Source organism: Pantoea hericii (assembly GCF_014155795.1).
GTDB lineage: Bacteria > Pseudomonadota > Gammaproteobacteria > Enterobacterales > Enterobacteriaceae > Pantoea > Pantoea eucalypti.
Window position 1 is genome coordinate 409,155 of record NZ_SCKV01000003.1, and the last position, 24,167, is coordinate 433,321.

Annotated in this window: 18 protein-coding genes and 1 riboswitch; of the genes, 6 read left to right on the forward strand and 12 right to left on the reverse strand. The window is 56.6% G+C overall.

Annotated elements, in window-relative coordinates:
• Positions 1 to 177: 177 nt before the first annotated feature.
• Positions 178 to 987 carry a co-chaperone DjlA gene (djlA, locus tag H7K52_RS08940; protein ID WP_003854797.1) on the forward strand — a complete coding sequence of 270 codons (810 nt, stop codon included), beginning with the start codon at positions 178 to 180 and terminating at the stop codon, positions 985 to 987.
• A 63-nt stretch (positions 988 to 1,050) separates the two neighbouring features.
• Here djlA and rluA read toward each other — a convergent pair whose 3' ends face one another.
• From rluA to polB, 3 genes are all read right to left on the reverse strand, one after another.
• Positions 1,051 to 1,704: a bifunctional tRNA pseudouridine(32) synthase/23S rRNA pseudouridine(746) synthase RluA gene (gene rluA, locus H7K52_RS08945; RefSeq protein WP_182629949.1), complete on the reverse strand. Its 654-nt coding sequence runs from the start codon at positions 1,702 to 1,704 to the stop codon at positions 1,051 to 1,053.
• 39 nt (positions 1,705 to 1,743) lie between these two features.
• Positions 1,744 to 4,650, reverse strand: coding sequence for an RNA polymerase-associated protein RapA (gene rapA / locus H7K52_RS08950; RefSeq protein WP_154926449.1), 2,907 nt, complete (start codon positions 4,648 to 4,650; stop codon positions 1,744 to 1,746).
• A 153-nt stretch (positions 4,651 to 4,803) separates the two neighbouring features.
• On the reverse strand, positions 4,804 to 7,164 hold the full coding sequence (polB, locus tag H7K52_RS08955; protein ID WP_085980562.1) for a DNA polymerase II: 2,361 nt from the start codon (positions 7,162 to 7,164) through the stop codon (positions 4,804 to 4,806).
• Between the two features lie 168 nt (positions 7,165 to 7,332).
• Here polB and H7K52_RS08960 point away from each other — a divergent pair, with 168 nt between their 5' ends.
• Positions 7,333 to 8,097 (forward strand): DedA family protein, encoded by a 765-nt coding sequence (locus tag H7K52_RS08960; protein ID WP_008925565.1) that lies wholly within the window; start codon positions 7,333 to 7,335, stop codon positions 8,095 to 8,097.
• A 3-nt stretch (positions 8,098 to 8,100) separates the two neighbouring features.
• On the opposite strand, the gene thiQ is transcribed toward H7K52_RS08960, so the two are convergent.
• From thiQ to sgrR, 4 genes are all read right to left on the reverse strand, one after another.
• A complete protein-coding gene (thiQ, locus tag H7K52_RS08965) occupies positions 8,101 to 8,802 on the reverse strand; it encodes a thiamine ABC transporter ATP-binding protein ThiQ (RefSeq protein WP_008925566.1) in 702 nt (233 codons plus the stop codon).
• On the reverse strand, positions 8,789 to 10,396 hold the full coding sequence (gene thiP / locus H7K52_RS08970; protein WP_182629950.1) for a thiamine/thiamine pyrophosphate ABC transporter permease ThiP: 1,608 nt from the start codon (positions 10,394 to 10,396) through the stop codon (positions 8,789 to 8,791). Before thiP ends, thiQ begins: the two co-directional genes overlap by 14 nt.
• On the reverse strand, positions 10,372 to 11,358 hold the full coding sequence (thiB, locus tag H7K52_RS08975) for a thiamine ABC transporter substrate binding subunit (protein ID WP_008925568.1): 987 nt from the start codon (positions 11,356 to 11,358) through the stop codon (positions 10,372 to 10,374). Before thiB ends, thiP begins: the two co-directional genes overlap by 25 nt.
• Before the next feature lie 46 nt (positions 11,359 to 11,404).
• Positions 11,405 to 11,507, reverse strand: a riboswitch (TPP riboswitch).
• A gap of 35 nt (positions 11,508 to 11,542) precedes the next feature.
• On the reverse strand, positions 11,543 to 13,204 hold the full coding sequence (gene sgrR / locus H7K52_RS08980; protein ID WP_182629951.1) for an HTH-type transcriptional regulator SgrR: 1,662 nt from the start codon (positions 13,202 to 13,204) through the stop codon (positions 11,543 to 11,545).
• A gap of 253 nt (positions 13,205 to 13,457) precedes the next feature.
• On the opposite strand from sgrR, the gene H7K52_RS08985 reads away from it, so the two are divergent.
• Positions 13,458 to 14,636: an MFS transporter gene (locus H7K52_RS08985; RefSeq protein ID WP_003854780.1), complete on the forward strand. Its 1,179-nt coding sequence runs from the start codon at positions 13,458 to 13,460 to the stop codon at positions 14,634 to 14,636.
• 270 nt (positions 14,637 to 14,906) lie between these two features.
• Here the strand turns inward: H7K52_RS08985 and leuD are convergent, their stop codons facing one another.
• The 5 genes from leuD to leuL all read right to left on the reverse strand — a co-directional run bounded on the left by leuD (position 14,907) and on the right by leuL (position 19,807).
• Positions 14,907 to 15,512 (reverse strand): 3-isopropylmalate dehydratase small subunit, encoded by a 606-nt coding sequence (gene leuD / locus H7K52_RS08990; protein WP_003854779.1) that lies wholly within the window; start codon positions 15,510 to 15,512, stop codon positions 14,907 to 14,909.
• 3 nt (positions 15,513 to 15,515) lie between these two features.
• Positions 15,516 to 16,922, reverse strand: coding sequence for a 3-isopropylmalate dehydratase large subunit (leuC, locus tag H7K52_RS08995; RefSeq protein ID WP_013356753.1), 1,407 nt, complete (start codon positions 16,920 to 16,922; stop codon positions 15,516 to 15,518).
• 4 nt (positions 16,923 to 16,926) lie between these two features.
• Entirely contained in the window at positions 16,927 to 18,018 is a 1,092-nt protein-coding gene (gene leuB, locus H7K52_RS09000) for a 3-isopropylmalate dehydrogenase (RefSeq protein WP_003854775.1), read from the reverse strand.
• Between the two features lie 2 nt (positions 18,019 to 18,020).
• Positions 18,021 to 19,583, reverse strand: coding sequence for a 2-isopropylmalate synthase (gene leuA, locus H7K52_RS09005; RefSeq protein WP_003854773.1), 1,563 nt, complete (start codon positions 19,581 to 19,583; stop codon positions 18,021 to 18,023).
• An 89-nt stretch (positions 19,584 to 19,672) separates the two neighbouring features.
• Positions 19,673 to 19,807 carry a leu operon leader peptide gene (gene leuL / locus H7K52_RS19050; RefSeq protein ID WP_182629952.1) on the reverse strand — a complete coding sequence of 45 codons (135 nt, stop codon included), beginning with the start codon at positions 19,805 to 19,807 and terminating at the stop codon, positions 19,673 to 19,675.
• 679 nt (positions 19,808 to 20,486) lie between these two features.
• Between leuL and ilvI the strand changes: the two genes are divergently transcribed.
• The 3 genes from ilvI to cra all read left to right on the forward strand — a co-directional run bounded on the left by ilvI (position 20,487) and on the right by cra (position 23,912).
• Positions 20,487 to 22,211, forward strand: coding sequence for an acetolactate synthase 3 large subunit (ilvI, locus tag H7K52_RS09015; RefSeq protein WP_008925573.1), 1,725 nt, complete (start codon positions 20,487 to 20,489; stop codon positions 22,209 to 22,211).
• Positions 22,212 to 22,213: 2 nt separating this feature from the next.
• Positions 22,214 to 22,705, forward strand: a complete 492-nt coding sequence (gene ilvN / locus H7K52_RS09020; protein ID WP_003854770.1) for an acetolactate synthase small subunit — start codon at positions 22,214 to 22,216, stop codon at positions 22,703 to 22,705.
• A 196-nt stretch (positions 22,706 to 22,901) separates the two neighbouring features.
• On the forward strand, positions 22,902 to 23,912 hold the full coding sequence (gene cra / locus H7K52_RS09025) for a catabolite repressor/activator (RefSeq protein WP_003854769.1): 1,011 nt from the start codon (positions 22,902 to 22,904) through the stop codon (positions 23,910 to 23,912).
• The last annotated feature ends 255 nt before the right edge of the window (positions 23,913 to 24,167 follow it).

Here is a 24,167-nt window from a genome sequence, read left to right on the forward strand (position 1 = left end):
GTATCGAGAATTCCATGAAAACTGGCATCATGCCGACAATCGGGTCAGAGACTAACTTACTGCCCGGCGTTGCGCCAGTGTTAATCCTGGTCTGTCAGCGTTGCCGTTAGGCGCTGAGATAAATGACAGGTATGATAATGCAATTTTCAGCCGCAAGCATGGCGAATTGAGGAGTTTATGCGCTACTGGGGAAAAGTTATGGGTCTGGCGGTGGGATTACTTTCCGGCGCAGGCTTTTGGGGTATTGTGATCGGTTTGATCATTGGCCATATGATTGACAAAGTACGTGGCGCACAAGGCAAGGCTTACTTCTCAAATAATCAGACCCGGCAGACGCTGTTTTTCAGCACCACCTTTCAGGTGATGGGCCATCTGACCAAGTCAAAAGGGCGGGTTACGGAAGCGGATATCCAGATTGCTTCGCTGCTCATGGAGCGGATGCAGCTGCACGGTGACTCACGCACGGCTGCTCAGCGGGCGTTCCGCGAAGGTAAGCAGGCGGATTACCCGTTGCGCAGCAAACTGCGAGAACTGCGCAGCGCCTGTTTTGGCCGGTTCGACCTGATTCGGATGTTCCTGGAGATTCAGATCCAGGCCGCCTTTGCCGACGGCTCACTGCACCCCAATGAGCGACAGGTACTCTACGTGATTGCCGAAGAGCTGGGCATTTCGCGTGGTCAGTTCGATCAGTTCCTGCGCATGATGGAGGGCGGCCAGCAGTTTGGCGGCGGGCAGCGCAGTTCAGGCGGCTTTCAGCAGGCGCAACGTGGTCCAACGCTGGAAGATGCCTGTAGCGTTTTGGGCGTGAAGAGCAGTGATGACGCCACCACGATTAAACGTGCTTACCGCAAGCTCATGAGTGAGCATCATCCTGATAAGCTGGTGGCGAAAGGGTTACCGCCAGAGATGATGGAGATGGCGAAGCAGAAAGCGCAGGAAATCCAGGCGGCTTACGATCTGATTCGCAAAGAGAAAGGCTTCAAGTAATGCGTCGCTCCTGTGGCCTCTTCTGCAACAGAGGAGGCCACGGCGACAGTCCTGCCGTAAACCTTAAAAGTCCGCGGGCTGACGAAACGTCATGGCATTACCAAATGCCGGATGGGTAATGGTAAGTGACTCCGCATGCAGCAGTAAACGGGGCGCCATCGCTTTCGCCTCCGGATGTGCATAGAAGTTGTCCCCCAGAATCGGGTGGCCCAGCGCCAGCATATGCACCCTTAGCTGGTGCGAGCGGCCAGTAATCGGCTTAAGCGAAATCCGCGTACTGTTGTCCGCCCGATACTCCAGCACCTTATATTCTGTCTGTGCGGCTTTGCCGTTCTCGAAGCAAACCATCTGCTTTGGACGATTTGGCCAGTCGCAAATCAGCGGCAGATCAACCAGCCCCTCTTCCTTCTCCGGATGACCCCAGATGCAGGCCACATACGTTTTGGAAGGCTCCCGCTCGCGGAATTGTCGTTTCAGCTCACGCTCCGCCGCCTTGGTCAGCGCCACGACCATCACGCCACTGGTCGCCATGTCCAGTCGATGAACAGATTCCGCCTGCGGGAAATCCCGCTGTATCCGCGTCATCACGCTATCTTTGTGCTCATCCAGACGACCGGGTACCGAGAGCAGACCGCTGGGTTTGTTCACCACCATGATATGCGCATCCTGATAAAGGATGTGCAGCCAAGGTTCACGCGGTGGATTGTAAGGTTCCATGGGGCTTTCCAAAAATAAGGGGCCATGCGGCCCCTGAGCTTACTGGTGTGTCACCACAATCAGGCGCAGCGCGTCAAGACGCCAGTTGGCCTCATCCAGACTTTGCAGCACCTGTTCACGATTGCTTTCCAGCGCCTCAACTTCGTCGTCGCGGATGTTCGGGTTGACGGCTTTCAGCGCGTTAAGACGCGAAAGCTCGGCACCCAGCTTCTCATTCGCCTCGGTCCGTGCCGCCTCAATCACGGCACGCGCTTCGCTGACGACGCTCTCTTCGGCCTGAGTCAGAATCGCATGGACATCCTGCTGCACCGCATTCACCAGTTTACTGGCGGTGTGACGGTTAACGGCATTCAACTGACGGTTAAAGCTTTCGAACTCCACTTTGCCTGCCAGGTTAGTGCCTTTCGTATCCATCAGCAGACGGATTGGCGTTGGCGGCAGGAAGCGGGTCAGTTGCAGATGCTTCGGTGCCTGGGCTTCAACCACATAGATCAGCTCGACCAGCAGCGTCCCCACCGGCAGCGCCTTGTTCTTCAGCAGTGACAGGGCGCTGCTGCCGGTGTCGCCCGACAGAATCAGATCCAGTCCGTTGCGAATCAGCGGATGCTCCCAGGTAATGAACTGAGTATCTTCACGTGACAGCGCCTGATCGCGGTTAAAGGTGATGGTGCAGCCATCTTCCGGCAGGCCAGGGAAATCGGGCACCAGCATGTGATCGGAAGGGGTCAGCACAATGAGGTTATCGCTGCGATCTTCCTGATTGATACCGACAATATCAAACAGGTTAAGCGCGAAGTTCACCAGGCCGGTGTCGTTATCCTGCTCGCTGATAGCGTTAGCCAGCAACTGAGCCGATTCACCGCCGTTTGAATTCAGCTCCAGCAGGCGATCGCGACCCTGTTCCAGCTGCAGTTTCAGCGCGTCATGTTGTTTGCGGCAGTCGCTGATAAAGGCATCAAAGCCTTCGCTGTTTTCCGGTGCGGCCAGATAGCCGATGAGCTGCGAATGGACGCTGTCATAGATTGTCCGGCCGGTCGGACAGGTGTGTTCAAACGCATCCAGTCCTTCGTGATACCAGCGCAGCAGCACGGCCTGTGCGGTCTGCTCCAGCCACGGCACCAGAATCTGAATATCGTGCGCCTGACCGATACGATCCAGACGACCGATACGCTGCTCCAGCAGGTCCGGGTTAAACGGCAGATCGAACATCACCAGACGGCTGGCAAACTGGAAATTACGGCCTTCTGAACCAATCTCAGAGCACAACAGCACCTGCGCGCCATTCTCTTCTGAGGCGAACCAGGCGGCAGCACGGTCACGTTCAATGATCGACAGACCTTCGTGGAACACCGCTGCACGAATACCTTCGCGCTCGCGCAGTACCTGCTCCAGCTGCAGCGCGGTGGCCGCTTTGGCGCAGATCACCAGCACTTTCTCTTTACGGTTAGTGGTGAGATAGCCCATCAGCCATTCCACGCGCGGATCGAAGTTCCACCAGGTGCCGCTGTCGCCTTCAAATTCCTGATAAATCTGCTCCGGATAGAGCAGGTCGCGCGCCCGCTCTTCTGCGCTTTTGCGCGCGCCCATAATGCCGGAGACTTTAATTGCCGTCTGATACTGCGCAGGCAGCGGCAGGCGGATCTGATGCAGTTCGCGTTTCGGGAAGCCTTTAACCCCATTACGGGTGTTACGGAACAGCACGCGGCTGGTGCCGTGGCGATCCATCAGCATGGAGATCAGTTCCTGACGCGCTTCCAGCTTGCCTTCGCGGTCGCTGTTGGCAACCTGCAGCAGCGGCTCGATGTCCTGCTCGCCGACCAGATCGTTGATCCGGTTCATCTCCTCCTGGGAGATCGCTTTATCCGCCAGCAGCGCGGTAACGGCATCGGCGATGGGGCGGAAATGCTGCTGCTCTTCAACAAAGGCGGCAAAGTCATGGAAACGGTCCGGGTCGAGCAGGCGCAGACGGGCGAAGTGACTCTCCATGCCCAGCTGCTCTGGCGTCGCGGTCAGCAGCAGAACCCCGGCAGTTTTTTCAGCCAGCTGTTCAATAACCTGATATTCACGGCTTGGCTCGCCTTCTGACCAGGCCAGATGGTGCGCTTCATCGACCACCAGCAGATCCCATTCGGCATCGGCCAGCATTTCAAGACGCTGTTTGTTGCGACGCACGAAGTCGAGTGAGCAGATAATCAGCTGCTCAGTTTCAAACGGATTGTCGCTGTCGTGTTGCGCTTCGGTGTAGCGGTCGTCGTCAAACAGCGCAAAGCGCAGGTTGAAGCGGCGCAGCATCTCAACAAGCCATTGATGCTGCAGGGTTTCAGGCACCACGATAAGTACGCGCTCGGCACGGCCAGCCAGCAGTTGCTGCTGGATGATCATCCCGGCTTCAATGGTTTTACCCAGGCCAACTTCATCGGCCAGCAGCACGCGCGGCGCATGGCGGCGGCCCACATCATGGGCGATGTGCAACTGGTGAGGGATCAGGTTAGTACGCATACCGCGTAAGCCGCTAATCGGCAGGCGGTATTGCTCACTCTGGTATTTACGGGCGCGGAAGCGCAGGGCAAAACGGTCCATCCGGTCGAGCTGGCCGGCAAACAGACGATCCTGCGGCTTACTGAATACCAGCTTGCTGTCGAGCATCACTTCGCGCAGCATCACGTCGCTTTCTTCGGTATCCAGACGGGTACCGATATAGGTCATCAGGTCATTTTCGTTGCGTACTTCATCAACGCGCATCTGCCAGCCTTCGTGGCTGGTGATGGTATCACCCGGATTAAAGATGACGCGGGTAACCGGCGAATCGTTGCGGGCGTAAAGGCGGTTTTCTCCCGTAGCGGGGAACAGCAGGGTGATCATACGTGTATCGATCGCCACCACGGTGCCCAGTCCCAGTTCACTTTCCGTATCACTAATCCAGCGCTGACCTAATGTAAAAACCATATATTGTTTGCTCGAATTTTAACGTTTTTAAAGGTGTTCCCAAAGCTCAGGCAATAGCGCTACCACCAGACAACAAGGTCTGGAGCGGGCTTTAAGAGCGGTGAGTTTCAGGAAGGGCGCTATGGTACTGGATGGCAGGGCATTCGTCACCTGTCAAAAAAGCCCCAGCTGCCCGGTAATAAGTGTAGCAAAGTCACCTTCGACAAAGGGCAGAATCCCCTCCGCGACCGGTTGAAGTTGCTTCGTAACGTAGTGGTCGTAATCCAGCGGCGTGCTGCGTGCCTCCAGTGGCTCGGGGCCTGCCGTGGCAATCACGTAACGAATCCGGCCTCCATTCTGATACTGCAAAGGCCGGTTTAATTTACGATTCTGCTCATCCGCCAGCCTGGCGGCACGCACGTGCGGGGGCACGTTTCGTTCATATTCTTTTAACGGACGTCGCAGACGCTTTTTGTAGATCAGCTGATCGTCGAGTTCACCCGCCAGCAGCTGCGCGACGGTGGTGCGAATGTAATCCTGCCACGGCTCACGGTGGAAGATACGGTGGTAGAGCTGCTGCTGAAATGCTTTTGCCAGTGGCGTCCAGTCCGTTCGCACCGACTCCAGCCCCTTGAAAACCATGCGTTCACCGGCGGCGTCACGAATCAGTCCGGCATAGCGTTTCTTGCTGCCCTGTTCCGCGCCGCGAATGGTCGGCATCAGAAAACGACAAAAATGATTTTCATACTCCAGCTCCAGTGCGCTGGTCAGCCCGTGGGTCTGCTGCAGGTGGTCGCGCCACCAGGCATTCACTTTCTGCACCAGTTGCTGACCAATCGCGGCGGCCTGCTCTTCACTGTGGGCGGACTTCAGCCAGACAAAAGTGGAGTCGGTGTCGCCATAGATCACGTCATAGCCTTCCGCCTCGATCAGCGCGCGTGTCTGCTGCATGATGGCGTGACCGCGCAGGGTAATTGAGGAGGCGAGGCGCGGATCAAAGAAACGGCAGGCGCTGGTGCCCAGCACACCGTAAAAGGCATTCATGATAATCTTTAGCGCCTGAGACAGCGGCTGGTTTTTCTGCTTTTTCGCCGCTTCACGCCCCAGCCAGATCTGCTCGACGATCGCAGGCAGGCAGTGAGTGTGCCGGGAGAAACGCGCTTCGCGAAAACCTTCGATTGAATCGGCATCATCAGGATGAGCCAGTCCTTCTACCAGACCCACCGGGTCGATCAGGAAGGTGCGGATAATCGACGGATAGAGACTTTTATAATCCAGCACCAGCACCGAGTCATACAGACCAGGGCGCGAATCCATCACATAGCCGCCCGGACTGGCTTCCGGCGCCACATCACCCAGGTTCGGTGCGACAAATCCCGCGCGATGCATCCGGGGAATATAAAGATGACCAAAGGCGGCCACCGAACCGCCGTGGCGATCGACTGCCAGGCCATTCACCGCCGCGCGTTCCAGCAGAAACGGCATTATCGCCGTTTTATGAAAAATGCGCGTCACCAGCTCGCAGTCTTTGAGGTTGTAGCGTGCCAGCGCCGGTTTATCGTTGGCAAAACGCCAGTTGATCTCCTCCATGCGCTGCCAGGGATTATCGATTGCTTTACCTTCACCCAGCAGTTGTTGCGATACCGACTCCAGGCTGAATGAGGGAAAATCCCAGAACGCTGATTTCAGCGCGTCAATGCCATCAATAATCAACCGCCCGCTGGCCTGCGCAAAATAAACGCCGGGCTTAAAGCCATGTTCACGCCACTCCAGCGCGGCCTGCTGGCGACCAAGACGAAGTGGAATGCCGTAACGATCGGCATGCTTTTGCAACACCCGCAGGTCAAACTGCACCACGTTCCAGCCAATCAACACATCCGGATCGTGATCTGCAAACCACTGGTTCAGCGCTTCAAGCAGCTGTGGTCGGCTGTCGAGATAGATCAGCTCGAAATCCAGCGTGCTGGCATCACCGTTGGCCGGGCCGAGCATATAAACCTGACGCTGACCGCAGCCCTCCAGCCCGATGCAGTAGAGCTCGCCATGCTGTGTGGTTTCAATATCCAGCGAGACCCACTTCAGTGGCGGGCGATAGTCGGGATGGGGTTTGAGCCGCGCATTGACTACGCTATCACCGCGCTGCTCGCCCTCAAACCAGACCGGCGCGGTAATAAAACGCTCCATCAGGTAGCGCTCCGGCGGGCGAATATCCGCTTCATACACCGGAATGCCCTGTTCACGCAGCCGTTTTTCAATGCGCTGCAGCTGACGATGCTGCGGGCAGTAGAGGCCAAAAACCGGGCGGCGGCGGAAATCTTTCAGCGCCAGCGACTGAATCCGAAACTGACGTTCATCTTTGAGGAGCTCGCTGACCTGCGCCTGAAATTCTTCGGGAATAAACGCGACAGACTCCTGCACGGGCAGCACCACGCGCTGCGCACCGGCATCAGTGGCGAGCCAGAGGATAATTTCGGTGCCATGCGGGCTGTCGCGCCAGTGGCGGGTGAGCAGAAAACCTGCGCGGGGCATATTCAGATGTTCTCCGGACTCAGTATTTCAGGGGTGAGAAAACGGCTTAAGTATACCATGGATATTTATACAGTTCTCGTCACCGGTTTTGTCAACATTGTCCTACAATTCTTGCCTTGACGCTGTGTGGCTGGCTCTGGACAATCCAGCCTTCTGCTTTTACTTAGGATGATTATGGAAGCCTGGATTCAACAACTGATTACGCAGTCTCTGGAATGGGCTCTGTTTGCCGTTGCGCTGGTGACGTTTCTGGAGTCGCTGGCGCTGGTCGGCCTGTTGCTGCCAGGTACAGTGATGATGGCCAGCCTGGGCGCGCTGATCGGCAGTGGCGAGCTGGGCCTTTACCCGGCCTGGGCCGCGGGTTTTGCGGGCTGCCTGATTGGTGACTGGGTTTCTTACGGTATCGGCTGGAAATTCCAGGGGCCGCTGCACCGCTGGAAGTATCTGCAAAAGTACAAAGGCCTGCTGGATAAAACCGAGCACGCCCTGCATCAGCACAGCATGTTTACGATTCTGGTCGGGCGCTTTGTGGGACCTACGCGTCCGCTGATCCCGCTGGCGGCCGGTATGCTGGAGCTGCCGGTGCGTAAATTTCTGCCGCCGAACATTATCGGCTGCATCCTCTGGCCACCGCTCTATCTGCTGCCTGGTATTCTGGCAGGCGTGGCGATCGATGTGCCGAAAGCCGCGCAGGGCGGCAGCTTTAAATGGCTGTTACTTGGCGCAGCACTGCTGATATGGCTCGGGGGCTGGTTATGCTGGCGCTGGTGGCGCAGTGGCAAGAGTCGTGACTGGGCGACTGCCTGGCTGCCGCCGGAGCGTTTGCGCTGGGCAGGTCCGCTGGGGCTGGTGATCGCCGTCGCAGCGTTTGTCGGCATTCAGTTCCATCCGATGATGCCGATTTTCCGTCATCTGCTGTGGCAGGTTTTCTTCGCGTAACGCTTAACGGCGCGGGATGCCGAGGACCTCGGCCTCCCGCGTGTCACCCGACAGCAGCTGTCGGGTCTCGCCATCCCAGTAAACCCGTCCATCCACAATCACTACGCTGCGCGGCGCAATCTGCCGGGCATCTTCCAGACTGTGCGACACCATCAGCAGTGTAATGCTGCGCGCTTCGCACACTGAACGCACCAGTTGCAGCATCTCGCCGCGCAACGCGGGATCCAGTGCAGAAAAAGGCTCATCCAGCAGCAGCACCGGACGATCACGCAGCAGACAGCGCGCCAGCGCCACACGCTGTCGCTGTCCGCCCGACAGCTCGCCCGGCAAACGGTTTAGCAGATCGCCTAATCCCACCTGATCGGCCAGTGCAGCCAGTTGCTGACGCTGCTCAGCGCTGAGTTTTAATCCCGGATGCAGCCCCAGCGCCATGTTCTGCTGTACGCTGAGGTGCGGAAACAGGTTGTTCTCCTGAAACAGCATCGAAACCGGTCGTCTGGCTGGCACGCTGTGGGTGTGATCCTGCCCGTCAATCATCAGGGTGCCCTGTTTCACCGGCAGGAAACCGGCAATCAGGCTCAGCAGGGTGCTCTTCCCGGCTCCGCTGGGGCCGAGAATGGCGATGCGCTCGCCACGTGTGGCCTTGAGGCTGAAGCGCATCGGCAGATGCTGATAAAGGTAAGTGAGGTTATCAAGAGTCAGCATGGCGGCCTGGTAATTTTTCCATTAGCGTGAACAGCAATAAGCAGAGCAACAGCAATAGCAGGGCGGTGACCGCGCCATCTGCGCCGCGATAGGCACCAATCTGCTGATAAAGGTAGAACGGCAGTGTGCGGAAGTCAGCGTTGCCAAACAGTGCCACCACGCCGAAATCACCAATCGACAGTACGCAGGCAAAGGCCAGCGCCTGGGCAAGCGGACGTTTCAGCGCCCGCAGCTCGATCAGCCGCAGCCGGTTCCAGCCGTGGATATCCAGCGAATCGCAGAGCCTGCCGTAACGCTCTGCGACATCCCGCATCGGGTTTTCCAGTACTTTCAGCGCATAGGGAATGGCGATCAGCGCATTGGTAAAGATCACCAGCCCTTCTGCCGAATCAGGCAGGCCAATAGTGGCATTGAATAGCAGGAAAAAGCCGGTGGCGAGCACAATGCCTGGCATCGCCAGAATCAGCATGCCGCTGGTGTCGATCAACTGTGCCGCCGCCGGACGCTGGCGCAGACGCAGTTCCCGACTGCTCCACAGCAGCATCATGGTCAGCACCACACAGATCAGACCGGCACCGATGGCGATACGCAATGACGTCAAGGTGGCCTGCCACAGTGCAGGCTGCGCCAGCGCGCCGCGCAGTCCGCCGTGCAGACCATCGACGATGACCGCCGCCAGCGGCGGCAACAGCAGGAGGAGTGCCAGCAGGATCAGCAGTGCATCGATCAGCTGTGCTCCACGCGAATCCTGCGGATCACGCCAGCCATGCAGCTGGCTGGTTCCGGCAGGAATCGCCTTGCTGAAACGCTGGCTGAGCAGCACCAGCGTCAGACAGCAGCCGAGCTGGATGAGCGCCAGTAGCGCTGCGCGTCCGGGATCGTAGTCATAACTCAGCGCCTGGAAGATCGCCAGCTCAATGGTAGTGGCCTGCGGACCGCCGCCGAGTGACAGTACGGTGGCAAAGCTGGCGAAACAGAGCATGAAGATCAGCGCACCGGTCGGCAACAGCTGACGCCGCAGCCATGGCCACTCCAGCAGACGAAAATGATGCCAGCCGCGCAGGTCGAGCTGTGCCGCCAGCTGACGCTGTTCCGCCGGAATACTCTCCAGCGCCTGCAGCATCAGGCGGGTCGCCAGCGGCAGGTTAAAGAAGACGTGCGCCAGCAAGATGCCTGGCAGACCATACGGGGAGAAGTGATAACCCATCCCTGCCAGCTGGCACAACTGCGCCAGCCAGCCATTGCGACCATAGACGGTCAGCAGACCGAACACCGCGACCAGCACCGGCAGCACCAGCGTCATGGCGCACAGGCGCAGCAGCAACAGACGACCCGGAAAACGGCGTCGATAGAGCGCCCGCGCCAGCGGCACCGCAGGCAGCAGTGACAGCAGGGCGGAGAGCAGAGCCTGACCGAAAGAGAACGCGATAACGTGATGCAGGTAATCATCCTGCAGCACGCCGCGTAAGTCCGTATCCGGCGCGGCGCTCCAGAGTGCACCGAACGCCATGAATGCCACGATGGTCAGCAATATCGTGGCGAGGGAACCGGGAATCAGCCAGCGCGGCATCAGCGACTGACGGCGCGTTGCCACTGGCTAATCCAGCCCGAACGCTGGCTGGCAACCTCTTCTGGCGAGAACTGCAGAGCAGTGGAAGGCACGTTGAGCGCCGCGAAACCGGCAGGCAGCGGCGTGTCGATCACCGGGTACATCCAGTTGCCGGTGGGGATAGTGCGCTGGAAGTCAGGCGAAACCATAAATTTCATGAACTGCTGTGCCAGTGCCGGCTGTTTGCTGCTGGCTAGCTGCGCGGCAACTTCGACCTGCAGATAATGACCCTCTGCAAAGGGTGCAGCGGCGTAATTCTCTTTCTTCTCTTCGATGATGTGGTAAGCCGGAGAGGTGGTGTAGCTCAGCACCAGATCGCCTTCGCCCTTGAGGAACAGGCCATAGGCTTCACTCCAGCCTTTGGTCACCGTCACGGTTTTCTGCGCCAGCTTTTGCCACGCCTGCGGAGCCTGATCGCCATAGACTTTCTGCATCCAGAGCAGCAGCCCTAAGCCGGGCGTGCTGGTGCGGGGATCTTCGTAGATCACCCGCCACTTCTCCGGGCTGTCGACCAGCTCTTTCAGGCTTTTTGGCGGATTTTTCAGCCGCGTTTTGTCATAAACAAACGCGAAGTAGCCATAATCGAACGGCACGAAGGTGGTGCTGTGCCAGCCATCGGGCAGTTTTAATGTCGATGTGTCGACCTGACTTTCGGCAAACAGACCGGTTTTCTGCGCGGCCTGCACCAGATTGTTATCCAGCCCCAGCACCACATCGGCTTTACTGTTTTTGCCTTCCATCCGCACGCGGTTCAGCAGCGACACGCCATCTTCCAGCGTGACGAATTTCAGCTCGCAGTCGCACTGTGCTTCAAAGGCTTTTTTAACCGCCGGGCCAGGGCCCCAGTCGGCGGAGAAGGAGTCGTAGGTGTAGACCGTGAGAACCGGCTTAGCCGCCAGAACGGGGGCGGAGAGTAACAGCAGCACCGGCAGAACTTTGTTTAACACTTTGCGCTCCTTCAGGAGAATAGGGGATGAGTCGCAAAGGATCTGAGCACAGAGGCCTCTCAAATCCCTACGTCGGTATTAACCGAATCAGGTTCGACGGGTCTCTCTCAGCGGCTTGCTTGTGGCAGGCCGCACCCCGTTGAGAACGTCACATTCTAGTCATTTCAGCGCCGGGGCGAAAGCGTCACAGCGCGGGTGGGGCGAACCAGGCCGATTTAAAATCAAACCAGCCCAGCGTATTCATCCGGACGCCGCGCATACTGCGCTGCCCTTCAAGCAACAGCCAGTGATGAAACAGCGGATGCAGGCCGGCTTCCTCGACCAGCTGTTTGCTCCATTCGGCCAGCGGCAGCGCTTTCTCGCGCCAGCGGGCCGCATCGCCGTGCCAGTCGATAGCAAGGCAGTGATGCAGCAGCGGGATCTCATAAAGCTGTGCGAACAGCGAATAATTCAGCGGCAGGGTAAAGTTCACGCTTCCCAACCAGATATCACTCTCCGTTTCGCCCTGATACCAGCTTTCGTAGCTGATCTCACGGGTCTCCAGCGTGACGCCATGCTCTGCCAGCAGCGGACGCAGCGCATTCGCGATGCCTTCATGCTCCACGTGCTGGCTGTACCAGGTCAGCGTCAGATGGGTTAAGTCGGGCGGTTTTTCTACTGGCGTCAGGTCACGGCGATGATGCCAGCGTGGCAGCAGACCATACGCCGGAAACCAGTAGCGCTGATAGCCGACACCAGCGTGATTGAGCAGGGCGATGGGGTTAAACAGGTAGCTGACCCAGCGCCGGACCGCTTCGTTGCGACCCTGCTCTGAACGCTGGTCGAACAAAAGATAGTAGCAGCCCTCTTCAAGGCGGCTCTCCTCCTGAACTTCATCGGTGCTGTCGCCCTGCAGACGGACACCCGCATAGACCAGCTCATCGCTGATGTCGGGCAGTACCCAGATAGAGACATCATCAATCAGCGCGCGAAAACCGAAGTAGTCATCAAACGCTTCGATCTTCAGCTGGCTCTCCTGATTGCGGATCACCCGGTAAGGACCGGTGCCAACTGGCTGGCGAGCAAAGTCGTGCAGCGTCGGCCATTCGCGCGGCAGGATCATCGCACTGACGCTGCCCAGCAGCCAGGGCAAGCCCTCGTCGGGCTGGCTTAAACGGATATCCAGCGTCCAGGGGGCAGGTGAGTCGATTTGCGCAATATGGGAAAAGAGCGGATGGGGGCGCTGACGCTCCAGCGTGGCGAGCACATCCTCCATCTCCAGTTCTCTGCCGTGATGGAAGCGAATCGCAGGACGCAGGAAGAAGCGCCAGTGAAGTGGAGACGTCTGCTGCCAGTGGTGCGCAATATCGGGTTCGATTTCCCCGTTTTCCTCATTTATCCGCGTCAGACCGTTGAAAATCTGTCGGGCAATGTGGGTTTCCGAGCGCCGCAGCGGCGAGCCGGGCAAAAGGTTGAGCAGCGGACGATAGTAGAGCACCCGCAGGATATGCTTGCCCTGCCGGAAACTGCGCCCCAGGTGCGCGCTGATCATCTGCCGCACCTGGTTTTTATCGCCTACCAGCTGGACCAGCTGATCGATGCGATCCTGTTCCAGCAAATCCTCGGCACGCTGCTGCTGCAGGGCCAGGCCCGTGTAGCAGAAGATAAGCTGCGATCGCTTGCCGCGTCCGGCTTCAGCCTGCCAGGTCAGCCAGCCTGCGGCCTGCATCCGGTTGAGCAGATTGCGCATATGGCGGCGCGAGCAGTGCAGCAGATCAGCCAGTTCGCTGAGCGTAATCTCCTGCGTCTGGCCCTGACAACTCTGCCACAGGCGGATGAACTGCTGCTTCAGACGTGATGAGGACATAAAAGGGGAACTCCCTGTGAAAAGCGCTCTGTTTTTCCTGCCCCATTTTAAGAGCAAACTTTACGCTATGGGAAGAGCGGGAGGCATTCAGCAGTGAATGGCGTTCGACCCTCACTTCGCTGTTCAGCGGAGTGCTTTTCTGAGTAGGGTGCATTTACACCGCCAGCAGATGATCTCTGCTGGCTTTTTTCATGTTGCGCGGTATCGTCTACCCTTCTTTTTTCCCCTCTGTTTGTTCTGTAAGGGATTTCGAATGAAATCGCTGTTAACGCGGCAGCGCCGCATCAACCCGGTTTACCTCGCTTTTATGGTCGCCTCGTTCATGCTGGGCATCGCGGGTGCTCTGCAGGCACCGACGCTCAGCCTGTTTCTGACGCGCGAGGTACAGGCGCGGCCCTTCTGGGTCGGGCTGTTTTTCACCATTAATGCGGTGGCCGGTATCGTAGTGAGTATGCTGGTGGCAAAGCGCTCAGACAGCGTCGGCGATCGTCGTCATATCATTCTTTTCTGCTGCCTGATGGCGCTGGTGAATGCGCTACTGTTTGCCTTTACCCGCGACTATCTGACTCTGCTGACACTGGGTGTACTGCTGTCAGCGCTGGCCAGTGTTTCTATGCCGCAGCTGTTTGCGCTGGCACGAGAGTATGCCGATCAGTCGGCGCGTGAAGCAGTGATGTTCAGTTCTGTGATGCGTGCGCAACTGTCGCTGGCGTGGGTGATCGGGCCGCCGTTATCGTTCGCGCTGGCGCTGAACTACGGCTTTGTGACGCTGTTTATGGTGGCCGCGGTGCTGTTTCTGCTCTGCATTCTGCTGGTCTGGTTTACCCTGCCGTCGGTGCCACGTTCGCAACCACTGATGCAAAGCGGCGGGCTGCCGTTGAGCGGCTGGCGCGATCGCGATGTGCGTTTGCTGTTCCTCGCCTCGGTGGCGATGTGGACCTGCAACACGATGTATATCATTGATATGCCGCTCTATATCAGCACCACGCTGGGTCTGCCGGAGAAACTGGCCGGTCTGCTGATGGGAACGGCGGCCGGGCTGGAAATCCCGGTGATGCTGCTGGCGGGCCATTACGCGCGTCGCATCGGCAAGCGGCGGTTAATGCTGATCGCGGTGGCGGCGGGCGTCCTGTTTTATCTGGGGCTGGTGCTCTTCAATTCCCGCACCTCGCTGATGGTGTTACAGCTGTTTAATGCGGTATTTGTCGGGATTATTGCTGGCATAGGGATGCTTTGGTTCCAGGATCTGATGCCAGGACGACCCGGTGCGGCGACCACCATGTTCACCAATTCGATTTCGACCGGCATGATTCTGGCGGGTGTTATTCAGGGAACGCTGAGTGAGCGGCTGGGACATGAGGCGGTTTACTGGCTGGCATTCGGGCTGGCAATAGTGGCGCTGGTGATGTCGGCGCGGGTGCGCGACGTATAAAAGAGAAGGGCGACAGGATGTCGCCCTCACAGTGCTGATAACGTCCGGCTCGGTGGCGGTAAGACCGAGCTGGCGAAGAGAACACGGTCAGATCGGAAAGTCGCTTAAGCCATCCCTGGCCGCTCGGCCCGCGCCGTCCCTGGCGCGGGACGCTTTCCTCTTCTGACCGTGTTCCCAGCGCATCAGGTTTTTTTATTGCTGTCAGATTCACCCTGATTTGGGTTTGTCAGCAGTCTGAGGGCGACCGAATGTCACCCTTCATTAACTCAATCAGCGCAGAAAAGCGGGCTGATTCTGCTCGTACTGCGAAATCGAGGCTTCGTGCTGCAGGGTCAGGCCGATGCTGTCGAGACCATTAATCATGCAGTGGCGGCGGAAGCTGTCGAGTTCAAACGGATAGACTTTATCGCCTGCGGTGACCGTCTGCGCTTCCAGATCGACCGTGAAGCTGATACCCGGCTGGGCCGCAACCAGTCTGAACAGCTCATCCACTTCCTCTTCGCTTAATTTCACCGGCAGCAACTGGTTATTGAAGCTGTTGCCATAAAAGATATCCGCGAAGCTCGGCGCAATCACCACGTGGAAACCGAAATCGGTCAGCGCCCAGGGCGCATGCTCACGTGAAGAGCCACAGCCAAAGTTCTCGCGCGCCAGCAGGATGCTGGTGCCTTTGAACTCAGGCTTGTTCAGCACAAAGCCGGGCGTCGGCACCGTACCAGCGTCATCTTCAAAGCGCCAGTCATGGAACAGATGCTGACCGAAACCGGTACGGGTGACCTTCTGCAAAAACTGCTTGGGAATGATCGCGTCCGTATCGACGTTCGCGGCATCCAGCGGTGCAACAATGCCAGTGTGCTGAGTAAATTTATTCGCCATGACTTAAGCTCCTGTCGTCAGTTCACGGATGTCGGCAAAGTGGCCGGTCACGGCAGCCGCCGCGGCCATCGCCGGGCTGACCAGATGGGTACGTCCACCACGGCCCTGGCGACCTTCAAAGTTACGGTTGCTGGTAGATGCGCAACGCTCGCCCGGATTCAGGCGGTCATTGTTCATCGCCAGGCACATTGAGCAGCCAGGCAGACGCCATTCAAAGCCCGCTTCCAGGAAGATTTTATCCAGACCTTCCGCTTCAGCCTGCGCTTTGACCGGGCCGGAACCCGGCACCACCATCGCGACCACGCCAGGCGCGACTTTGCGGCCTTTGGCGATAGCGGCGGCGGCACGCAGATCTTCAATACGTGAGTTGGTGCAGGAGCCGATAAACACTTTATCAATCGCAACATCGGTCAGTTTAATGCCCGGCTGCAGGTTCATGTAGGCCAGCGCTTTTTCCGCTGAGGCGCGCTCAACCGGATCGGCGAATGAGGCCGGGTTCGGGATCAACTGATCAACGGCAATCACCTGGCCCGGGTTGGTGCCCCAGGTGACCTGCGGTGCAATCTCTTCAGCATGCAGCGTCACTACCGCATCATACTTCGCGCCTTCATCAGATTTCAGGGTGCGCCAGTATTCAACGGCCTGCTCCCATTTCTCGCCCTGTGGGGAGAACTGACGACCTTTCAGGTAGTTGAAAGTAGTGTCATCCGGTGCTACCAGGCCCGCTTTCGCGCCCATCTCAATCGCCATGTTGCACAGGGTCATACGACCTTCCATGCTCAGCGCCTGAATGGCCGGGCCGCAGAATTCAACCACATAACCAGTACCGCCTGCGCTGCCGGTTTTACCGATGATCGCCAGCACGATATCTTTGGCGGTAATGCCGGTGGACGCCTGGCCCAGTACTTCAATCTTCATGGTTTTCGCCCGACCCTGTTTCAGGGTCTGAGTGGCAAATACATGTTCCACTTCAGAGGTGCCGATACCAAACGCCAGCGAGCCGAACGCGCCGTGGGTGGCGGTGTGCGAGTCGCCGCACACAATGGTCATGCCCGGCAGCGTCATACCCTGCTCAGGACCGATAACGTGGACGATGCCCTGGAATGGGTGATTCAGGTCATACAGCTGTACGCCAAATTCTTCGCAGTTCTTCATCAGCTCCTGCATCTGAATACGCGCCATCTCGCCCGACGCATTGATATCTTTGGTCTGGGTAGAGACGTTGTGATCCATCGTGGCAAAGGTTTTGCCCGGCTGACGGACTTTACGTCCGTGTGCGCGCAGGCCATCAAAGGCCTGGGGCGAGGTCACTTCATGGATCAGGTGACGATCGATGTAGAGTAACGGCGTTTCGTTTGGCGCTTCGTGGACGACATGTGCATCAAATAACTTCTGGTATAAGGTTTTCATTTTTTTATTTTTCCTCGGCGATAAAGCGGGCAATGATGCTGCCCATCTCATCTGTGCTGACCGCTGGGCCATCACCGGCTAAATCTTTGGTGCGGTAGCCCTGTTCCAGTGCACGACTGATGGCGCGTTCGATACTGTCGGCTGCCGCATCGGCATTCAGGCTGTAACGCAGCAGCAATGACAGCGACAGAATCTGGGCGACCGGGTTGGCAATATTCTGTCCGGCGATATCCGGCGCTGATCCCCCCGCCGGTTCGAACAGGCCAAAGCCCGCTTCATTCAGGCTGGCTGACGGCAGCATACCCATCGAGCCGGTGATCATGGCGCACTCATCAGACAGAATGTCACCAAACAGGTTGGAGCAGAGCAGCACGTCAAACTGCGACGGGTCTTTGATCAACTGCATGGTCGCGTTGTCGATGTAGATGTGGCTCAGTTGCACGTCCGGGTATTCTTTAGCCACTTCGTTGACGATTTCGCGCCACATCACCGAGGTCTGCAGCACGTTAGCTTTATCAACCGAGGTGACTTTGTTGCGACGTTTGCGCGCCGATTCAAACGCGATACGGGCAATGCGCTCGATTTCGAAACGGTGATAGACCTCGGTATCAAAAGCACGCTCTTCCGGGCCGCTGCCTTCGCGTCCTTTCGGCTGGCCAAAATAGATGCCGCCAGTCAGTTCACGCACGCACAGAATGTCGAAGCCTTTAGCCGCGATGTCGGCGCGCAACGGGCAAAATGCTTCCAGACCGCTGTAGAGCGCAGCCGGACGCAGGTTACTGAACAGCTTAAAATGTTTGCGCAGCGGCAGTAGCGCACCGCGCTCCGGCTGTGATGCGGGCGGTAAGTGCTCCCACTTCGGACCGCCAACGGAACCAAACAGGATCGCGTCGGCCTGCTCGCAGCCTGCAACCGTTGCCGGTGGCAGAGGCTCTCCATGCTGATCGATAGCGATGCCGCCGACCGCATATTCCTGAGTAGTGATCTGCATATCAAAGCGCTGACGAATGGCATCAAGCACCTTCATCGCCTGCGCCATCACTTCCGGGCCGATACCATCACCGGGTAAAACTGCGATATGAGATGAACTGGACATGGTTATACGGTTTCCTTCTGGTCTTTAAATTTGCGCTGCAATTCTTGTTCAACCTGACGGGCACGCCAGATATTGTTCAGGGCGTTGACCATCGCTTTAGCGGAGGACTCCACAATATCGGTCGCCAGACCAATTCCGTGGAATTTGCGGCCGTTGTAGCTTACGACGATATCGACCTGGCCCAGCGCATTCTCGCCGTGGCCTTTAGCGGTCAGTTTGTAGTTAACCAACTCAGCGTCAAACTGGGTAATGCGGTTAATCGCCTGGTAAACCGCGTCAACCGGGCCGTTACCGGTAGCCGCATCAGATTTAGCAACATCGCCGCAACCCAGATTAACCGAGGCGGTGGCAGTCATGCTGGAACCGGTCTGGACGTTAAATTCGTGCAGCTGGAAATGCTCCGGCTCTTCATTCTGTTTGTTGATGAAGGCCAGCGCTTCCAGGTCGTAATCAAAGACCTGACCTTTTTTGTCGGCCAGTTTCAGGAAAGCGTCATACAGCGTATCCAGATTGTAATCCTGCTCGGCATAACCCATCTCTTCCATACGATGTTTTACCGCCGCACGGCCGGAACGAGAAGTCAGATTGAGCTGAATTTTATGTAAGCCGATCGATTCCGGCGTCAGGATTTCGTAGTTCTCGCGATTCTTCAGCACGCCATCCTGATGAATACCGGAAGAGTGGGCGAAAGCATTGGAGCCGACCACGGCTTTATTCGCTGGGATCGGCATGTTGCAGATCTGGCTGACCATCTGGCTGGTACGGTAAATTTCCTGATGATTGATATTGGTGTGTACGTTCATGATCTGCTGGCGGGTTTTAATCGCCATGATCACCTCTTCCAGCGCACAGTTACCGGCACGTTCACCCAGACCATTCATCGTGCCTTCAACCTGACGCGCGCCTGCCTGGACAGCAGCCAGGGCATTACCGGATGCCATACCCAGGTCATCGTGGGTATGCACAGAGATAATCGCTTTATCGATGTTAGGAACGCGGTTCATCAGTTCACTGATAATGTGCGCATATTCGCCTGGCAGGGTGTAACCAACGGTATCCGGGATGTTGATGGTGGTCGCACCGGCGTTAATCGTGGCTTCCACCATACGGCACAGGTCATCAATCGGGGTACGGCCGCCATCTTCACAGGAGAACTCAACGTCACTGGTGTAGTTACGCGCACGCTTCACCATATGTACCGCACGCTCAATCACTTCTGGCAGCGTGCTGCGCAGTTTGGTTGCGATGTGCATTGGGGAAGTGGCGATGAAGGTATGAATACGGAAGGCTTCGGCAACGCGCAGTGACTCATAAGCTGCGTCGATATCTTTTTCTACACAGCGCGCCAGTCCGCAGACGCGGCTGTTTTTGATGGTGCGCGCAATGGTCTGAACAGACTCAAAGTCGCCCGGTGAGGAGACCGGGAAACCGACTTCCATCACATCCACGCCCATGCGCTCCAGCGCTAACGCAATCTGCAATTTTTCTTTCACACTCAGGCTGGCCTGTAATGCCTGCTCACCGTCGCGCAGAGTGGTATCGAAAATAATGACTTGCTGGCTCATCGTATTCATCCTTATGCTTTTTCTGGCCTGGCAACGAGCATAAAAAAACCCGCGACAGGCGCGGGTTTTTAACTTTCAGCAGGTTTGAATCAGTGTTTGATTTCGCCCACAAGTCTACCGCGCAAGCTGAGTGCGTTTAGTAGTAGACCGAGAAGGCGAACAGAACGAAACATGGATTCAAACCTTATAAAATGTTGTGCTGTACATATTGGTACTGGAATCATTCAGGGATGTCAACCTTCAATGCAGGGGTATTCTCCTGGGCGCCAGAGGAAGATATTCTGTTATTTATCGGTCAGGCAGCGTAATGAACAGCGCGACCCTCACTGTGGACGCAATCAGCGCGGGAATGCGGGGCGCTGGGGCGCGATTTAAATTCTATTTAATTGAATTATAAGTATTTTTTTTGCATGGTGTTATGCGGGAACACAGCATTTATCACCTGCTGGTTAGCATAATCCAATGTGCTTTAGTGATTTCCTGGTTAATTACGCCAGAAAAGAAAAATGTCAGACGATTGTGGGCTATTGCAGCCGGTAATAAGTTTTCGTTATTTCTTAGATCACGCTGAAAATAATTTCATACCCAGCATTTTCCTCTGCGGTTCTGCCGCGTAATTAGTTTAATCCGCGTAGCCAATTCTTATCGGCCAGAGGCTTTACGTCCCTGCCTTTTAATTTACGCGGGTTTGCGGTTTGCCTGCCCGTGTAACTGCGGTTATGGTAATCGACCTACTCTCAGAAAAATAAACGCAACAGATTTCTCTGTAACCGGACAGCGGCTGACGTTTCCGCTGTCGTGCATAAACATAAGATTTTGATTGGCAAAGCAGGCACCGGGGCAACGTGATACGCATAAACGGGCGCATTCACAGAGCCGGGTCCGCAAGCCTGGAGGCAGAAGATGGAGATGTTGTCAGGAGCCGAAATGGTCGTCCGTTCGTTAATCGATCAGGGCGTGAAGCAGGTATTCGGTTATCCGGGGGGCGCAGTCTTAGATATCTATGATGCGCTGCAAACCGTCGGAGGTATCGATCACATTCTGGTGCGCCATGAGCAGGGTGCGGTGCATATGGCTGATGGCCTGGCGCGCGCGACGGGTGAAGTCGGCGTGGTGCTGGTCACCTCCGGACCTGGTGCAACCAATGCGATTACCGGTATCGCCACCGCCTATATGGACTCGATTCCGCTGGTGATTCTGTCGGGTCAGGTTCCGTCGTCGCTGATTGGCTATGACGCCTTTCAGGAATGCGACATGGTCGGCATCTCTCGTCCGGTGGTGAAGCACAGCTTCCTGGTGAAAAACACCGAAGAGATCCCAAGCGTGCTGAAAAAGGCATTCTGGCTGGCCTCCAGCGGCCGTCCGGGACCCGTGGTGATTGACCTACCAAAAGATATCCTGAACCCGGCGAACAAATTGCCTTATCACTGGCCGGAGTCAGTGAGCATGCGCTCTTACAATCCCACTATTCAGGGTCATAAAGGGCAGATTAAGCGCGCGCTGACAACATTGCTGGCGGCGAAGAAGCCGGTGATCTATGCGGGTGGCGGTGCCATTACCGCAGGCTGTGAAGCGGAGCTGTTACAGCTGGCAGAAAGCCTGAATATTCCGGTGACGACCTCGCTGATGGGCCTGGGCGCGTTTCCTGGCACCCATCGTCAGTGTGTCGGCATGCTGGGTATGCACGGCACCTATGAAGCTAATATGACGATGCACAACACCGACCTGATTTTTGGGATCGGTGTTCGCTTTGATGATCGCACCACCAACAATCTGGCGAAATATTGCCCCAATGCCACGGTGATGCACATCGATATCGACCCGACCTCTATTTCCAAAACGGTGTCGGCGGATATCCCGATTGTCGGCGATGCAAAACAGGTGCTGCAGCAGATGCTGGAGTTACTGACGCAAAGCGACACGCCATCACGTGCTGAAAGCCTGCACGACTGGTGGCAGGAGATTGAAGGCTGGCGCAGTCGTCACTGTCTGGAATTTGATCGCACCAGCGACAAAATTAAGCCGCAGGCCGTGATTGAAACCATCAGCCGGCTGACCAAAGGCGATGCCTATGTCACGTCAGATGTAGGTCAGCACCAGATGTTTGCTGCGCTCTATTATCCTTTCGATAAACCGCGCCGCTGGATCAACTCTGGCGGTCTGGGCACCATGGGCTTTGGCCTGCCCGCGGCGCTGGGTGTGAAAATGGCGCTGCCGGAAGAGACCGTCATCTGCGTAACGGGCGATGGCAGTATCCAGATGAATATTCAGGAGCTTTCAACAGCATTGCAGTACGATCTGCCGGTGCTGGTACTGAACCTGAATAACCGGGTGCTGGGCATGGTGAAACAGTGGCAGGATATGATCTACTCGGGTCGCCACTCCCAGTCTTATATGGAATCGCTGCCTGACTTCGTGCGTCTGGCGGAAGCCTACGGTCACGTCGGGATCGCGATTGAGCATCCGGCTGAGCTGGAAGAGAAGCTGACGCTGGCGCTGGAAACCCTGGCGAAGGGGCGTCTGGTCTTTGTGGATGTCACCGTTGACGGTAGCGAACATGTCTACCCAATGCAGATTCGCGGTGGCAGCATGGATGAGATGTGGTTGAGCAAAACGGAGAGGACATAATTATGCGTCGTATTTTATCAGTTCTGCTGGAGAACGAATCCGGCGCATTATCCCGTGTCGTCGGCCTGTTCTCACAGCGCGGCTATAACATTGAAAGCCTGACCGTGGCGCCAACCGACGATCCCACACTGTCGCGGATGACCATTCAGACGGTGGGCGATCAGAAGGTACTGGAGCAGATTGAAAAGCAACTGCACAAGCTGGTGGATGTCCTGCGCGTCACCGAGCTGGGGCAGGGCGCCTATGTTGAGCGCGAAATTATGCTGGTGAAGATTCAGGCCAGTGGTTATGGTCGCGAAGAGGTGAAGCGTAACGCCGAGATCTTCCGTGGTCAGATCATCGATGTAACGCCGACGCTGTACACGGTTCAGCTGGCAGGCACCAGCGACAAACTGGACGCCTTCCTGAGCACCGTCCGCGATGTCGCTGAAATTGTTGAAGTGGCGCGCTCCGGTATCGTCGGCGTTTCACGCGGCGATCGCATCATGCGTTAATCACGCTGCGTCATCATCAATCCTCACCTAACCCGGCGAAATGCCGGGTTTTTTTATTTTTTATGCGCCAGGCGGATTACATTCAGAAAAGCGGTTGCTCCGCGCACTTTTCTGCTGTTAGATGATAGACATGAGTTATCCATAGCTTAACTGCGGCTATTTCTGCCGTAAAAGCGGATTTGATGGTGGGGTTATTGTGAAACTGGATGAAATTGCGCGTTTGGCAGGCGTGTCGCGCACCACGGCCAGTTATGTGATCAACGGCAAAGCGCGGCAGTATCGTGTCAGCGACAAGACCGTTGAAAAAGTCATGGCAGTGGTACGTGAACATAATTATCACCCTAATGCGGTGGCTGCGGGGCTGCGCGCCGGGCGTACGCGATCCATTGGGTTAGTGATCCCTGATCTGGAAAATACCAGTTATACGCGTATTGCAAACTATCTTGAGCGACAGGCACGTCAGCGCGGCTATCAGCTTCTGATCGCCTGTTCTGAAGATCAGCCTGAAAACGAGATGCGCTGCATTGAACATCTGCTGCAGCGCCAGGTCGATGCAATTATCGTTTCCACCTCATTACCGCCAGAGCATCCCTTTTATCAGCGCTGGATCAACGATTCTCTGCCAATAATTGCGCTCGACCGTGCGCTGGATCGTGAACATTTTACCAGTGTCGTCGGGGCCGATCAGGACGATGCCCAGACACTGGCTGCTGAACTGCGTCAGCTCGACGTTAAAAATGTGCTGTTCCTCGGTGCGTTACCCGAACTGTCAGTGAGCTTCCTGCGCGAAATGGGTTTCCGCGATGCCTGGAAAGACGATCCCCGTCCGATTGATTATATCTACTGCAACAGCTTCGAACGCACTGCTGCTGCTGCACTGTTTGAGAAATACCTTGAAGATCATCCGATGCCAGAGGCGCTTTTCACCACCTCTTTTGGGCTGCTGCAGGGTGTGATGGATGTGACGCTGAAACGAAACGGCCGCCTGCCGACGGAGCTGGCGATTGCCACCTTTGGCGACCACGAATTACTGGACTTTCTTGAGTGTCCGGTCCTGGCCGTTGGTCAGCGTCATCGTGACGTGGCAGAGCGCGTGCTGGAATTAGTTTTAGCCTCACTGGACGAACCCCGAAAACCAAAACCAGGCTTAACCCGTATCCGGCGTAATTTATACCGTCGCGGACAATTAAGCCGAAGAGTTAAATGAGTAACGGGCAGTATTATACTGCCCCTTTTATTTCGCGATTTACTGATTAAATAAACAGGTCGACGTAAAAAAGGGTAAATTCTGCTCATCAAATCTAACAAAGCAGAAAGCCCGATACCTATTATTTGCTTACAACTTCAACAAACCTTCTTTCCCGTCTGCCCTGAAGCCGCTGGGCTTCCATTCAGAAATCCCCTAAAATGCCGCCGCTGTCTCAGAAATCAGGATAAATATTTAACCCTTTACATTGTTTCA

Bases quoted from the DNA above. Each gene is read 5' to 3' on its own strand.
- ilvN (WP_003854770.1), top strand. From the start codon at position 22,214: ATGCGTCGTATTTTATCAGTTCTGCTGGAGAACGAATCCGGCGCATTA.
- djlA (WP_003854797.1), top strand. From the start codon at position 178: ATGCGCTACTGGGGAAAAGTTATGGGTCTGGCGGTGGGATTACTTTCC.
- rluA (WP_182629949.1), bottom strand. From the start codon at position 1,704: ATGGAACCTTACAATCCACCGCGTGAACCTTGGCTGCACATCCTTTAT.
- leuL (WP_182629952.1), bottom strand. From the start codon at position 19,807: ATGATTCCAGTACCAATATGTACAGCACAACATTTTATAAGGTTTGAA.
- leuB (WP_003854775.1), bottom strand. From the start codon at position 18,018: ATGTCCAGTTCATCTCATATCGCAGTTTTACCCGGTGATGGTATCGGC.
- rapA (WP_154926449.1), bottom strand. From the start codon at position 4,650: ATGGTTTTTACATTAGGTCAGCGCTGGATTAGTGATACGGAAAGTGAA.
- sgrR (WP_182629951.1), bottom strand. From the start codon at position 13,204: ATGTCCTCATCACGTCTGAAGCAGCAGTTCATCCGCCTGTGGCAGAGT.
- ilvI (WP_008925573.1), top strand. From the start codon at position 20,487: ATGGAGATGTTGTCAGGAGCCGAAATGGTCGTCCGTTCGTTAATCGAT.
- H7K52_RS08960 (WP_008925565.1), top strand. From the start codon at position 7,333: ATGGAAGCCTGGATTCAACAACTGATTACGCAGTCTCTGGAATGGGCT.
- leuA (WP_003854773.1), bottom strand. From the start codon at position 19,583: ATGAGCCAGCAAGTCATTATTTTCGATACCACTCTGCGCGACGGTGAG.
- leuD (WP_003854779.1), bottom strand. From the start codon at position 15,512: ATGGCGAATAAATTTACTCAGCACACTGGCATTGTTGCACCGCTGGAT.
- leuC (WP_013356753.1), bottom strand. From the start codon at position 16,922: ATGAAAACCTTATACCAGAAGTTATTTGATGCACATGTCGTCCACGAA.
- thiQ (WP_008925566.1), bottom strand. From the start codon at position 8,802: ATGCTGACTCTTGATAACCTCACTTACCTTTATCAGCATCTGCCGATG.
- H7K52_RS08985 (WP_003854780.1), top strand. From the start codon at position 13,458: ATGAAATCGCTGTTAACGCGGCAGCGCCGCATCAACCCGGTTTACCTC.